Here is a 12,957-nt window from a genome sequence, read left to right as displayed (position 1 = left end):
GGCGGAGTGACCAGGGTCCCGGCAAAAAGGAGACCCTCCGCACCGGTCACTCCGCCGGCTCCTGGAAGCCGCCGTGGGCGCGGTGAGCCGTGGTGGCTGCGCTCCACCCGGTTCACCGCCTCGTCACTCCCCCACGGCGGCGAGCACGCGGGCGACCTTCGTCGCCGCACCAGCCGGGTCGTCGGCCGTGTGCATCCGCTCACCCCAGGACCAGCAGTACCACCAGTCCGGCATTTCGGAGACGGCCGCGGGCCGACAGGTGACGTTCTCGGACAGGCTGGTCGCGTTCGGGTTGATGACCCGTACGAACCTTCGCCCGCTCTGCGTCTGGACCACACGTGCGAGCAGCCCGCGAGCGCCGAGTTCGGCAACGAGGCGCTCCAGGTGCTCGAAGTTGTCGTCCCCCACCGTTCGTTCCTCCCTCAGGAATCGTTGCTGGTGGGCCCAAGATGACTCATGTCAAGAGAGGGCGCAACGGGGGGGTTCTGCTTACAGGGAGTTGCTTGTCCCTCATGGGTTGTAAGAAACAGTCCTGCGGAGGACGATCCTTAACCGTAGGCTGGCACCGGGCGTTTCCAACCCGTCTTCATTGCTTCATAGTCATGGGTAGGCGCACAGCGATCTGAGCACTACGCTGAGTCACCAGTTGCGGACTGGTCGAGACATGTGTGAGAGGGGCCGGGATGTCCGGCAGGCAACACAGGGAGACGGAGATCGCCCGGCGGATCAGGGCCAAGGGCCTGGCCGCCGGGCGGACGTCGGCACAGATAGCCGATGAGATCCACGAGGCGTGCACGACGCAGTTCAGTACGACCCGGATCAAGGCGCACCGCCTGTCCCACGGGATCGCGCTGGCCGACGTCATCGAACAGGTGCGAGCCCTGTTCCAGCGCGACTCGAAAGCCACCCCCGGCATCGGTGAGACCCTGCTCTCCGCCTACGAGAGCGGGCTCAAGCGCCCCGGGCCCGAATACCTGCACTACCTGTGCACCGTCTACCGGGTCGAGCCCAACGCGCTCGGCTTCGAGGGGCCGTGCATCTGCGGGCACGGCCATCGGATGCCCGGGGTGCTGGGCGCCGACGGCAGAGAGCGCGCGACGATGCCGTCGTCGGATCGCGAGCTGTCGATCCAGCCGATGTTCACCGAGCCCGACGCCGAGGAAGACGAGAACATCCTCCGGCGCACCCTATTAAATCTGCTGAACAACGACACCAACCTGTCGGAGCAGCTCGACGGGCCGGTGCTCGGCGCGTGCGAGGGCATCCGGCGCAGGATGGACGAGACGCTGGTCTCGTCCACGGTGTCGGCCGCGATGCTCGACCAGTGGGAAGAGACGACGGTCAGCTTCGGCCGCCAATACTCGACGGTCGCCCCGCTGCGGCTCCTCTGCGACGTGCTGCTGGAGTTGAGCGCGGTGCGCACGGCGATGTCCCGTCGCCAGCCCATCGACCTGCAGGAGCGCCTCTGCAGGATGGCCGCCCAGCTCTCCGGGCTGTGCGGCATGATCATGATCAACCTGGGCGACCACCGGCTGGCCCGCTCGTTCTTCCGCACCGGCCGCACGGCGGCCGACGAGACCGGCGACCGCGCGCTGCGGGCGTGGATCATGGCCCGCGAGTCGCTCGTCCCGCTCTACTTCGGCGACGCCCGCGAGGCGCTCAACCTGGCCAAGAAGAGCCGCGACCTGGCCGGCTCCACGCCGTGCCCGGCGCAGGCCATGGCCCCGGTCGTCGAGGCGCGGGCGCTGGCCATGCTCTCGGGAGGCGAGAGCAAGAAAGAGGTCGTCGACCAGGCCAAACGCGCGCTGGCGCGGGCCAGGAACGCCTTCTCGCACATGAAGACCGAAGACCAGGAAGACCTCGCCTTCGGCTACACCGAGCGGCAGCTCTACTTCTACCAGGGCGACGTGCTCACCAAGCTCGGCCAGACGCTCGAGGCCGAAGTGGTGCTCGACCAGGCGCTGGGCAAATACGAGGACCACATCCTCGACCAGACGCTGATCAGGCTCGACCAGGCCCAGTGCCGCCTGCTCGACGGCGACGTCGCCGAGGCCGTGGCCATCGGCACGAAGGCGCTGACCCTCCTCGGCGACGAATATCTCACCGACTTCATCGCGCGTCCCGCGATGGCGCTGGAACAGGCGATCATGGCCAAAGATCCCAACGTCCCGGGGCTGGAAGGTTATCGGGCCATCTTGCGGCGGCCCAAAGTCCAAGTGAAGGGGGGCGGTGCATGAAGCTGACGATCAGGCGTTATCGCTGGTCCGATCTCGACACCATCCTCGCGCTCCATCGCATCTGCCTCGCGCAGGTTGGCCTGGTTCCCGGTGACGGCGTCTACTACGACGACGACTTCCCGCGGATCCAGGAGATCTACCTCGCGTGCGGCGGCGACTTCCTGGTGGGTGAGTCGGACTCGCGGGTCGTGTCGATGGGCGGCATCAAGCCCATCGACACGGCGACGGCGGAGATCTGCCGGCTGAGAGTCCATCCCGAGTTCCAGCGCCGCGGCTTCGGCGCCACCATGCTCCTCGCCCTGGAGCAGCGGGCGGTGGAGCTCGGCTTCAACCGCGTGAGAGGTGACACCACGGTCAACCAGGAGGCGGCGCTGGCGTTGTACGAGCGCCGGGGATGGCGTGAGCTGTCCAGGCACCAGGTGGGCGGCCACGTGGTCGTCTACATCGAGAAAGACCTGATCCCGCCCGCCCTCCTCGAACTCTGACAACCGTCCCCTGCCCCACGGCCCCCGACCACCCCCTCCCGGGGCCGTCGGCTTCGTCTTTTCCGGTGACCGCTCCCGGACCCCCGGCGTGACCACGCCGCCGATGGCGATGATCTCCCCGGCCGCTAATCGGGTTTTCAATCGCCGAATTCGCGTGAGGGATATGTTGGACTTGGGCTCTTATCGTCTTCCACGGATAAGGATGTACGGACCCGCGGGTGAGGCTCTTACCACCGAGGAGTAGAGGAGCCTCACCGGCTGCTCCCTGTACATCTACCGCTGCGAATAGTAGTGCCATGCTTTTCTCATGGCAGCCGTCGCAGCTCCCCGCCCCCTCGTGGGAGCTCTGCTTCTGTTGTTCGTCAGCGCCGCTTGGGGGTCGGCGTTCCCGTTGATGAAAGATCTCATCCACCGGTTACCCGTCGAAGACCTGATCGCCGAGCGTTACGTCCTCGCCGGGCTGACGCTGCTCGCCATCAAGCCGGGCTGCCTTCGGGGGCTGACGCGGCACACGTGGCTGAACGGGGCCGTACTCGGGGTGATGTTCGGGGTCGGGCAGGCAGGTCAGGCAATGGCGCTGCACAGCCTGCCGTCGTCGGTCTCCGGCTTCGCCGTGGGCTGCAGCGTGATGATCACACCCATCCTGGCGCTCGTCCTGCACCGGGTAAAGGTGCAGCGGCGGATCTGGGCGGGGGTCATGCTCGCGCTGGCCGGCATGACCGTGTTCACGCTGCTGCGCGGGGTGGAGGAGCACGAGGTCTCGGTGCTCGCGCTCGGCGTCACGCTCTCCGCCGCCGCTCTCTACTCCGGCCACACGCTGCTGCTCGCGCACCTGTCCAAGCGGAGCGGCGGTTTTCCGTGGTACGCCCTGACCGTCATCCAGCTCCTCACCATCGGGCTCCTCACGGGGGCCGTCGCCGTGCGCGACGGGATCGAGCTGCCGGCCAGTGGGCCGGACTGGCTGATCATGGCCCATCTGTCGGTGGTGTCGTGCGCCTTGGGGTTTCTCGCCCGCTCGTACGGGCAGGCGCACGTGCCGGCCGTGCCGAGTCAGATCCTCATGTCCTCGCAGCCCCTCTGGGTGGCCGCGATCGCGGTGATCTGGTTCCACGAGCACATGAGCTGGAGCATGGTCGCGGGCGGCGCCCTGATGGCCGGGGCGATGCTGCTCGCCCTGCCCGCCGGGAGTGTGGCCACGGGAAAAGAACGCCGGCGCCGCGACCTCCTGGCAGTCGCGGGCCGGGCCGCCAAGGTGCTGGCCGACCGGAGGATCAAGCGTGAGGATCGGCTGGTCCTGGACGGCGGCCCGGCGCCGTACATCGCCAAGAGCGCCTGTGCGAACACCGAGGGGTGTCCTTGGCACACCCGCTCGCTCAAGGGCGGCGGTGAGCCCAGCCTGGAGCGGCTGATCGCGCGGGCCACCGTCATCGTCCAGTCGAAGAGCCTGCCGGGGCTCGGCTGCTGCCAGTCGGTCACGCTGCTCGGCCGCTGTCTGTGCGCGTTGATGGAGGATTCGGGGGAGGTGCGTACGACGGCATTGCCGCGCTGGTTTCGATCCGAATAGGTTAGACCTACCATTCAAAAGGCAAGGGCAGTTTATCCATTAGCCGCCCACTTATTCACCATAAACCTTGATATTCGGTGGGGTGACCCAATAATGGGTGATTAACCCCGAGTGGAGAGGTACGTCATGAAGCGCATCGTTGTCCGCAAGCCTGGAACCGCAAGGCTGGCCGGGACCTCCAGCGTCATTCACAAGGGGTGACTGAGGAAAGGTCCCACCTCAGAGTCCAGGGTGAACCACCTGCCCGATGGGGGGCCGCGCGGCTACTGGCACCGCCGATCGACGCGCATCGCCGGCCGCGTGGCCCTTACACTTTCGCGGCGGCCCTGCTGGGCCACCTGGTTCCACCCGCTCTTGAGCACTCCGCCGGCCTCGTGGCGGCCCATGACATCGAGATCAGGGCGGCCGCGCCCGAACTGGCCGGGCTCGTGCCGGCCGAGCGACCCGCGATCGGTGACAGCCTGTCCGACGAGGAGCGCATTCTCGTGCCCGCGCCCCGCCGCACGCTGCGCCTGGCCAACGGGCTCGCCGACTTTCTGCGCGACGTCGTACCCCCCGGGCACGCCATCGCGGTGTGCAACGGCGCCGAGGCCGACCCCACGGACGTGGAGCTGCTCGACGTCATGATGCGGCGGATCCCGCCCGCCACCCTCACGATCACGGTGTACTCCGGCGGCCCCGAGCCCTCGCCCGACACCCGGAGCGCGGACGATCTGTGGGCCCTCGTGGACCGCTGCATGCGGGAGGGCTTCCTGCACGCCGTCGCCGAGCTGGGCGAGCGCGGCATGACGCGGACCGAGCCGGGCGGCGCCCGCTGGTGGCGCTTCGCCCAGCGCACCGCGACCGCGCTCGGCGGGCTCGGGCGACGGGACGAGGCCCGCGCGGTCTGGGACCTCGTGCGCCTGACCAGCCAAGATCCGGCGATGCACGCGGCGGCCGCGTACGGCACGGCGATGCTCGACGCCCGCCATCCCGACCCCGCGCAGCGCGACCTGACCAGGGCCAGGGGCTGGATCAACCAGGCGATCGCCATCTCCACCCTGCTGCCGGACCCGGCCGAGCGGGCGTTCAAACTGGGCTTCGACCGCAACGGGCTGGCGTTGATCGAGCTGCGCGAGGGCCGGTTCGGCGCCGCGCTGTCGCTGGTCGAGTCGGCCATGGAGCTGGCGCGCGAGCTGGGGGAGCGCCATCCGCTGCACCGGATGGTGCTGCTGGCCAACCGGGCCCAGTTGCTGGCCGGGCTCGGGCACGCCAAGGAGGCGCTGGACGACCACGGGGCGGCGATCGCGATCGATCCCGGCTTTCCCGACTCCTATCTGGAACGGGGGAACCTGCTGTTCAAGCTGGGGCGGCAGGAGGAGGCACTGGCCGACTTCGAGCGGGCCATGCGGGCGGGGCCGCCGCTGCCCGAGGCGTACTACAACCGGGCGGAGCTGCGTACCGTGCGGGGGGACACCGAGGGGGCGCTCGCCGATCTGGGCCTGGTGATCGAGCTGGATCCCGGCTACCTGGACGCCTACATCAACCGCGCCGGGCTGCTGGCCGCCGCCGACCGCGACGAGGACGCCAGGGCCGACGTGGCGGCCGGGCTCGCGCTGGCGCCCGGCAACGCGCACCTGCTCACGGTGCTGGGCCAGCTGGAGACGGCGGCGGGCCGGTTCGCGGCGGCCGAGGCGGCGCTGGACCAGGCCGTACGGCAGGCGCCCGAGCTCGCGTCGGCCTGGGGCAACCGCGGTGTGCTGCGCTACGCCGCCGGCGACTTGGAGGGCGCGGTCGAGGACCTGACCCGCGCCATCGACCTGCAGCCCCAGCCCGCCCTGTCCGCCCCGCCGGCTCTGTCGGTTCTGTCCGACCTGTACGCCAACCGCGCCGTCGCACTCCGGGCCCTCGGCCGCGACGCCGAGGCGACGGCCGACGAACGTCGTGCGGAACGGCTGGCCTGACCGGCCTCCTGGCGTTCGTCGTGCGGAACGACTGGCCTGACCTCCTCCTAGCATTGGCTCATGACGGGGCGAATCGGGCGGGCAGCCGTGGTGTGCGGCGCGCTGGGGGTGTTGTGGTGGGCCACCGTGCGGCTGGCCTGGGCGGGGGTCGGCTGTGAGGACTGGGGCTGCCTGGTGCCGGCCGTCGGGAGCGTCGTGGTGATCAGCGTGGCCCTGCTCGCCGGGTCCGCGTTCGTACTGGAACGGGTGGACGTGCGGCCGGGCCGCCGGGTGGCGCTGGTCGCGGCCGGGGTGCTGCTGGTGTTCAGGGCCGTGGGGGAGACGCTGCCCTCGTGGACGTGGCCGGCCGCGGCCGCCGTGACGGCCGCTGTGACGTTCGCCGGGGCGGGGGCGCTGGCCGCGTTCGTGACGGAGACCCGGGTGGCGCGGCGGTGGAAGGTCCTGGCCGGGGTCGGGGTGCTCGCGCTGGTGCCCGTCGCGCTCGCCGTCGCCTACCTGAGGTCCGGCTACTGAACCTCGACGGTACCTGCGGCCCGGCTACTGAAGCTTGACGGTACCTGCGGTCCGGCCACCGAACTTCGACGGTCTCTACGGTCCGGCTACTGGACCTTGACAGGCGGAGGCACGAAGAGGACTGTTCCGTTTACGGAACCCCTCATCGGAGGTGCTGTCATGCGGCCCAACTCCCGCTTCGCGCAGGTGCAGTCGTTCGACATCGACAAGGTGGCGGCCGCCGCCGGGGACGACCCCGACGTGCTGCGCCTGGAGAACCTCGACACCGACGTCCCGCCCCCGCCCGCCGCCGTCGCCGCGACGCGGGAAGCCCTGGCCGAGGGGACGGGCAACAGCTGGCTGCCGTTCACCGGGCTGCCGGTGCTGTGCCAGGCGGTCGCCGACGACCTGCGGGTGCGTACGGGGATCGGCTACGACCCGCTGCGGCAGGTGGTCATCACCTCCGGCGGCACGTCGGCGGTCATGCCCGTGCTGCTGGCCACCACCGAGCCGGGGGATCCGGTGGTGCTCACCGATCCGACGTACGCGGGCCTGCTCCAGCGCGTCCGGCTGTCCGGTGCCCGCCCGCACCTGGTGCCGTTGCGCGTACAGGACGGCTATTGGCGGCTGGACCGCGCGGCGCTGGCCGAGGTGCGTTCGGCGGCGGCGCTGCTGCTGATGAGCCCGTCGATGCCGTCAGGCGTGGTCTTCGACCGCGAGGACTGGGAGGAGGTGGCCCGCGTCTGCGAGCGTACCGGCGCGTACCTGATCTACGACGCGGCCATGGAGCGCATCGTCTACGACGGTCACCCCCGGATCAACCCGTGCCGGGTGGACGGCCTGGCCGAGCGCACGATCATCATCGGGTCGGTGTCCAAGGAATACCGCATGATCGGCTGGCGGATCGGCTGGATCGCGGGCCCGGCGGACATCATGGCCCGGATCATGGTGGCGACCATCTACAACACCACGGTGGCCGGTGGTTTCCAGCAGATCGGCGCCGCCACCGCGCTCAGGGAGCCGTCGGGCGTGGCGGAGGCGGTGGCCGAATACCAGGCCCGGCACGACACGGTGATCGAGCAGCTCGCCGGCCTGCCGGTGGTGCGCGCGGGCGGTGGCTGGTCCTGCCTGGTGGACGCCGAGGCCATGGGCCTGACGGCGGCCGATCTGTCCGCGCGCCTGCTCGAACGCGGGCGCGTCGCCGCCACGCCCATGACGGCCTGGGGTGAGGCGGTCGCGCACCGGTACGTGCGGCTGGTCTACAGCAACGAGCCCGTCAAGCGCCTGTCCGAGCTGCGTGCCCGCTTCACGGCCGCTCTGGAGTGAGCTGGGGGCACTACGGTGGGTGCGTGGGCTTCAACGAGCTGATCGGCGATCTCGATCACAGTGCAAGTGTCCAGGCCGCGGGCATCAGGCGCGGTTACGGCGGGCCGCCGGCCCGCACGGTGAGTGTCAGGTCCGGCCTGACGCGGCTGCGCTGTGCCTCCCTGCTCAAACCGCTGTACGCCTGGGTCAGCGCCGCCCGCATCGCCGACGACGCCCGGTGGCGCCGCCACGCCGAGCCCGCCGTCGTCATCTCCTCCAACGCCGACACGCTCAACCTGTGGCTCGCGGTCGGCCCGCGCGTCATCCTCGACGACCTCCGCGAGCGCACCGGCGTGAGCTGGGCCACGCCGAACGGCGACCCCTCCAGGTTCGGCTCCGTGGAGGTGGCGGCCGAGGAGGTCGCGGTCGCGTACGCGGCGCTCGCCCAGGCCGCCGCCGCGGGCGACCCGATCGCCGAGACCGTGCTCGGCTGGATGGGCGACGTCGACGCGGGCCAGGCGTTCGGCGCCCGCGAGGCGGCCCGCGCGCCACAGGCCGCCGTCAAATGCGGCTGGTACGGCGCCCCCGACGAAACCTGCCTGCGTACCCATGTCGTGGCCGTCCTGCCGCGCGGCGGCACCAAGGTCACCGTGGCCGTCGCGATGACCGCTCTGCCCTACATTGGCGAGCATGATCGCGAGACCTACCGGGATCGGATCGCGCAGGGGCTCCCCGTGGAGTCCGAGCACGAGAAGCTGGCCGGCACGCTGCTGCGCGGCCTGATGGCGACAACACTGACCGAACTGGGGCATGAGTGAGATTCACCGTATTGGGCGGCTGTGGTGCGTGGCCGGCGGCCGGGCAGGCATGCAGCGGCTACGTGGTCGAGGAGGAGGGTTTCCGGGTCTTCGTGGACCCCGGCTACGCCACCCTGCCGCGGCTGTTCGAACTGATGGGCGCCGCCGACGTCGACGCGGTGCTGGTCACCCACGGCCATCCCGACCACTGCTCCGACCTCAACCCGCTGCTGCGGGCCCGCGCGCTGGCCGACGTTCCCGCGCCGGCGCTGCCGGTGTACGCCCCGCCGGGCGCGCTCGACGCCGTGCTCGCCCTCGACCGGGCGAGCATGCTGGCGGGCAGCTTCACCTCGCACGCGCTGGAGCCCGGCGTGCCGGTCGAGCTCGGGCCCTTCCGCCTCGACGTCTTCGACCTGCCGCACCACGTGCCGAACGCCGGGCTGCGGCTGACCGGCGCGGGCGGCCGGGTGGTGGCCTACACCGGGGACACCGGGCCGTCCGCCGAGCTGGTCAGGCTGGCGAAGGACGCGGATCTGCTGGTGGCCGAGGCGACCTATCCGGAACGGGTGCCGGACGAGGACGCCCCCTACCTGTCGAGCGCCCTCGACGCGGGACGCACCGCGGCGTCGGCGGGGGCGGGACGGCTGCTCCTCACCCACCTGTGGCCGGACACCCCGGCCGAACCGGCGCTCGCGGCGGCGGCCGCGTCCTACGGTGGCGAACTGGCCGTCGCCGCGGCGGGGGTCAGCGTGGACCTGCGGTGAGGCGTTCGACGACCTTGGCCAGGTCGGGCGGCTCGACGGACTCGGGCAACACCTCCGCCCACACGTGACCGAGGAAGGCGGTGCTCTCCTCGGCCGTCAGCGCTCCTGGGCTCACCTCGGGGCGGGTCTCGTCGAACGTCGCCAGGTAGAAGGGCTCCCGCTTCACGTAGCGGGTGCCCAGCCAGGTGAAGTCGCGTTCGACCTCGACACACCGATCCTGTACGACCGCGCCCGGCAGCCCGGTCTCCTCGGTCAGCTCCCGCCGGGCCGCCTCCAGGGGTGTCTCACCGGGGTCGATCCCGCCGCCCGGGGGCTCCCATATGTCCATGCGGCTGACCTCGTCGTACCAGTGCATCAGCAGCACCCTGCCGTCGCGGTCGAGGCAGACGACGCGCGCGGCCGGCCGGTCGTCGCCGATCTGGTCATCCGTCATCCATAACCTCCCAGAACATCAGGAGTCTACGATCTCCGGCCGCCCTCGTTTCCGCACGTGCCGAATCGCCCCAGGCGGACCGGCCTCAAGGACAGGGCCAGCGCGTCGTTTGACCTGGAGTGCACTCCAATTCGTACCGTGGGTGGCATGACCACGCCACAGCACAAGATCGGATCGGGCTTCGACGCCAAGAGCACCGCGGACGACGTGCTCCAGGGCATCGATCTGTCCGGGAAGCTGGCGATCGTCACCGGCGGCTACTCCGGCATCGGCCTGGAGACCACGCGTGCGCTCGCCAAGGCCGGCGCCCGCGTCGTCGTGCCCGCCCGGCGGCTCGACAGCGCCCAGGAGGCGGTCGGGGGCATCGACGGCGTCGAGGTGGACCGGCTCGACCTCGGTGACCTGGAGAGCGTACGCGGGTTCGCCGAGCGCTTCCTCGGCACCGGCCGCGACCTCGACCTCGTCATCAACAGCGCGGGCATCATGGCGTGCCCGGAGACGCGCGTCGGGCCCGGCTGGGAGGCCCAGTTCGCCACCAACCACCTCGGCCACTACGCGCTCGTCAACCGCCTCTGGCCGGCCATCGCGCGCGGCCGGGGCCGGGTGGTGGCCGTCTCGTCGGCGGCGCACCGGGCCTCGGGCATCCGGTGGGACGACGTCCAGTTCGAGCGCGGCTACGACAAGTGGCTCGCCTACGGGCAGTCCAAGACCGCCAACGTCCTGTTCGCCCGCCACCTCGACACACTCGCCAAGGACACGGGGGTACGGGCGTTCTCGCTGCACCCCGGCGGCATCCTCACCCCGCTCCAGCGGCACCTGCCTCGGGAGGAGATGGTGGCGGCGGGCTGGATCGACGCGGACGGCAATACGCTGCTCGACTTCAAGACACCGGAGCAGGGTGCCGCCACCCAGGTCTGGGCGGCCACCTCGCCGCAGTTGGCCGGGATGGGCGGCGTCTACTGCGAGGACTGCGACATCGCCGAGCCCGTCGAGGACCAGGACCCGGGCCCAGGGGTACGCCCCCACGCCATCGACCCGGACCAGGCCGCCCGCCTGTGGACCCTCTCGGCCCACCTCACGGGAGTCGACGCCTTCGCCGGCTAGCCCTTGTGTTCCGCACGTCACCACGGCTTCCCCTCCGTTCCCCTCTCCGCCGCACTCCGGCGGGGTCCTTTCGCAAAAGGGGGACGTGGAGTGGCAGGTTCGCCTGCGGCGATTCAGCACGTGCGGAATACGAGGCCAGCCACCCACCGCACTCCGGCACAGCGCCCTCAAGGCAACCGGCCTTCAACGAAGGAGACGATCCGGCCGGTCCTCCTCCTGCCCACGCGGGGCGATCCGGTCGGCCCTTTTCCGCCCCACGGGGGGCGATCCAGCCGGCCCTCCACCTGCTCCGCGCGGAGGCCGATCCGGCCGGTCCTTCCCGCCCCACGCGAGGGCGGGCGATCCGGTCGGTCCGCCTCCTCCCTCCCGCGAGGGCCGCCCCGACCTGGCGACGTCGCGCGGGGACTGGCTCGTCTCCCCGACGCGGGGGCAGCCCGGGCCGTCACCTCCAGCCCGTACGCGGGCGTCTGCTCCACCGCCCCGCCCCGCCCCGCCCCCCGCCCCATCCCGCCCCGTCCAAGTCAGGCGGGACACGCGCGATTCGCTTCGGGCCTCAAGAGGCGGGTGGCCTTTCGTGCCGCGCATCCCAGATTCGTCCGCAAAGTCCGCAACCACGACCCGAGATGGCCGAGAGTCTGGGCGGGAACGGGAAACCCGTCGCCGCAGGTACTCTCGACGCAGGCCGCCGACCGGTAATCTGCCCAGATCAGCCGCATGGCGCCGGACGATCCAGAGCTGCGAGAGTGAAGGCATGACCAGCCCCGCCGAATACATTCTGACGCTGTCCTGCCCCGACCGCCCCGGTGTGGTGGCCGCCGTCTCGGGCCTGCTGGCCCGGCACGGTTGCAACATCATCGAGAGCCAGCAGTTCGGCGACCGGGCGGGGCAGCGCTTCTTCATGCGCGTGCAGTTCGCGGGCGCGCTGAGCGAAGACGAGCTCAACACCGCCTTCGCCACGCTGGCGCCGGACTTCGCGATGGAGTTCAAGCTGCGCGACGTGGCCAGGAAGCCGCGCGTGCTGATCATGGTGAGCAGGTTCGACCACTGCCTGAACGACCTGCTCTACCGGGTGCGCTCGAAGGCCCTGGACATCGAGATCGTCGCCGTCGCCTCCAACCATCCCGACCTGCGCCCGCTTACGCAGTCGTTCGGGATCGACTATCACCACCTGCCCATCACGCCGGAGACCAAGGCGCGGCAGGAGTCGGAGGTGCTCGCGCTGGTGGAGCACTACCAGGTGGACCTGGTGGTCCTGGCCCGCTACATGCAGGTGCTCTCCGCCGAGCTCTGCGAGAAACTGGCCGGCCGGGCGATCAACATCCACCATTCGTTCCTGCCGTCGTTCAAGGGGGCGAAGCCGTATCACCAGGCGCACAACCGGGGCGTCAAGCTCATCGGCGCGACGGCCCACTACGTGACCTCCGACCTCGACGAGGGGCCGATCATCGAGCAGGAGGTGGCCAGGGTGAACCACAGCCACTCCCCGGAGGACCTGGTGGCGATGGGGCGGGACGTGGAGTGCGTGGCGCTGGCGCGGGCGGTCAAGTGGCACGCCGAGCAGCGGGTGCTCCTCGACGGCCACAAGACGATCATCTTCCCGCGCTAGGCATTGGCGATCACGGGGCACAAGACGATCACCTGCCCCGTGCCGGACGTTGATTGATCGCGAGCACTAGACGATCGCCTGCACGCAAGGCGTTGGTGATCGTGGGCATGGACGATCACCTTCCCGTACTGGGCCCGTTCCCGCACGTCACCACGACTCCCCTTCTCTTTCCACTCCGCCGCACTTCGGCGGGCCTTCTTGAAGGCAAGAGGGAGGTGGAGACGCCG

12 protein-coding genes are annotated in these 12,957 nt (G+C 70.5%); 10 read left to right on the top strand and 2 right to left on the bottom strand.

All coding sequences use genetic code 11. The features are described 5' to 3' along the window. Nucleotides 1–123: 123 nt before the first annotated feature. A complete protein-coding gene (locus tag C4V41_RS23120) occupies nucleotides 124–408 on the bottom strand; it encodes a hypothetical protein (protein ID WP_103958022.1) in 285 nt (94 codons plus the stop codon). Between the two features lie 275 nt (nucleotides 409–683). Between C4V41_RS23120 and C4V41_RS23115 the strand changes: the two genes are divergently transcribed. From C4V41_RS23115 to C4V41_RS23080, 8 genes are all read left to right on the top strand, one after another. After that, complete coding sequence (locus tag C4V41_RS23115) at nucleotides 684–2,237, top strand: helix-turn-helix transcriptional regulator (protein ID WP_103958021.1); 1,554 nt, start codon at nucleotides 684–686, stop codon at nucleotides 2,235–2,237. Continuing rightward, complete coding sequence (locus C4V41_RS23110) at nucleotides 2,234–2,722, top strand: GNAT family N-acetyltransferase (protein WP_103958020.1); 489 nt, start codon at nucleotides 2,234–2,236, stop codon at nucleotides 2,720–2,722. The genes C4V41_RS23115 and C4V41_RS23110 overlap by 4 nt, the downstream gene beginning before the upstream one ends. Nucleotides 2,723–3,029: 307 nt before the next feature. Continuing rightward, the gene (locus C4V41_RS23105; protein WP_103958019.1) at nucleotides 3,030–4,286 is read left to right on the top strand and encodes a DMT family transporter; all 1,257 of its coding nucleotides are present in this window, start codon (nucleotides 3,030–3,032) and stop codon (nucleotides 4,284–4,286) included. A gap of 374 nt (nucleotides 4,287–4,660) precedes the next feature. Beyond that, nucleotides 4,661–6,229: a tetratricopeptide repeat protein gene (locus C4V41_RS23100; protein ID WP_235030328.1), complete on the top strand. Its 1,569-nt coding sequence runs from the start codon at nucleotides 4,661–4,663 to the stop codon at nucleotides 6,227–6,229. A 60-nt stretch (nucleotides 6,230–6,289) separates the two neighbouring features. After that, nucleotides 6,290–6,742, top strand: coding sequence for a hypothetical protein (locus C4V41_RS23095; protein ID WP_146103748.1), 453 nt, complete (start codon nucleotides 6,290–6,292; stop codon nucleotides 6,740–6,742). A 159-nt stretch (nucleotides 6,743–6,901) separates the two neighbouring features. Next, nucleotides 6,902–8,047: a pyridoxal phosphate-dependent aminotransferase gene (locus tag C4V41_RS23090; RefSeq protein WP_103958016.1), complete on the top strand. Its 1,146-nt coding sequence runs from the start codon at nucleotides 6,902–6,904 to the stop codon at nucleotides 8,045–8,047. Between the two features lie 23 nt (nucleotides 8,048–8,070). Continuing rightward, the gene (locus C4V41_RS23085; protein WP_103958015.1) at nucleotides 8,071–8,844 is read left to right on the top strand and encodes a hypothetical protein; all 774 of its coding nucleotides are present in this window, start codon (nucleotides 8,071–8,073) and stop codon (nucleotides 8,842–8,844) included. Continuing rightward, nucleotides 8,841–9,587, top strand: a complete 747-nt coding sequence (locus tag C4V41_RS23080; protein ID WP_103958014.1) for an MBL fold metallo-hydrolase — start codon at nucleotides 8,841–8,843, stop codon at nucleotides 9,585–9,587. Before C4V41_RS23085 ends, C4V41_RS23080 begins: the two co-directional genes overlap by 4 nt. Here the strand turns inward: C4V41_RS23080 and C4V41_RS23075 are convergent. After that, complete coding sequence (locus tag C4V41_RS23075) at nucleotides 9,568–10,020, bottom strand: NUDIX domain-containing protein (RefSeq protein ID WP_103958013.1); 453 nt, start codon at nucleotides 10,018–10,020, stop codon at nucleotides 9,568–9,570. The genes C4V41_RS23080 and C4V41_RS23075 overlap by 20 nt on opposite strands. 147 nt (nucleotides 10,021–10,167) lie before the next feature. On the opposite strand from C4V41_RS23075, the gene C4V41_RS23070 reads away from it, so the two are divergent. After that, entirely contained in the window at nucleotides 10,168–11,124 is a 957-nt protein-coding gene (locus C4V41_RS23070; protein ID WP_103958012.1) for an SDR family NAD(P)-dependent oxidoreductase, read from the top strand. Between the two features lie 751 nt (nucleotides 11,125–11,875). Continuing rightward, nucleotides 11,876–12,730 carry a formyltetrahydrofolate deformylase gene (gene purU / locus C4V41_RS23065; RefSeq protein ID WP_103958011.1) on the top strand — a complete coding sequence of 285 codons (855 nt, stop codon included), beginning with the start codon at nucleotides 11,876–11,878 and terminating at the stop codon, nucleotides 12,728–12,730. Nucleotides 12,731–12,957 lie beyond the last annotated feature (227 nt).

This window comes from Nonomuraea solani, from assembly GCF_900108335.1.
In the GTDB taxonomy this organism is placed as follows: Bacteria; Actinomycetota; Actinomycetes; order Streptosporangiales; family Streptosporangiaceae; genus Nonomuraea; species Nonomuraea solani.
Note: the sequence above shows the minus strand (reverse complement) of the source record. Positions and strands in the feature narration are given on the sequence as shown.

What these genes read in the sequence shown, in the direction of transcription:
- C4V41_RS23105 (WP_103958019.1), top strand. Translation starts at nt 3,030, where the DNA reads ATGGCAGCCGTCGCAGCTCCCCGCCCCCTCGTGGGAGCTCTGCTTCTG.
- C4V41_RS23110 (WP_103958020.1), top strand. Translation starts at nt 2,234, where the DNA reads ATGAAGCTGACGATCAGGCGTTATCGCTGGTCCGATCTCGACACCATC.
- purU (WP_103958011.1), top strand. Translation starts at nt 11,876, where the DNA reads ATGACCAGCCCCGCCGAATACATTCTGACGCTGTCCTGCCCCGACCGC.
- C4V41_RS23115 (WP_103958021.1), top strand. Translation starts at nt 684, where the DNA reads ATGTCCGGCAGGCAACACAGGGAGACGGAGATCGCCCGGCGGATCAGG.
- C4V41_RS23070 (WP_103958012.1), top strand. Translation starts at nt 10,168, where the DNA reads ATGACCACGCCACAGCACAAGATCGGATCGGGCTTCGACGCCAAGAGC.
- C4V41_RS23095 (WP_146103748.1), top strand. Translation starts at nt 6,290, where the DNA reads ATGACGGGGCGAATCGGGCGGGCAGCCGTGGTGTGCGGCGCGCTGGGG.
- C4V41_RS23075 (WP_103958013.1), bottom strand. Translation starts at nt 10,020, where the DNA reads ATGACGGATGACCAGATCGGCGACGACCGGCCGGCCGCGCGCGTCGTC.
- C4V41_RS23090 (WP_103958016.1), top strand. Translation starts at nt 6,902, where the DNA reads ATGCGGCCCAACTCCCGCTTCGCGCAGGTGCAGTCGTTCGACATCGAC.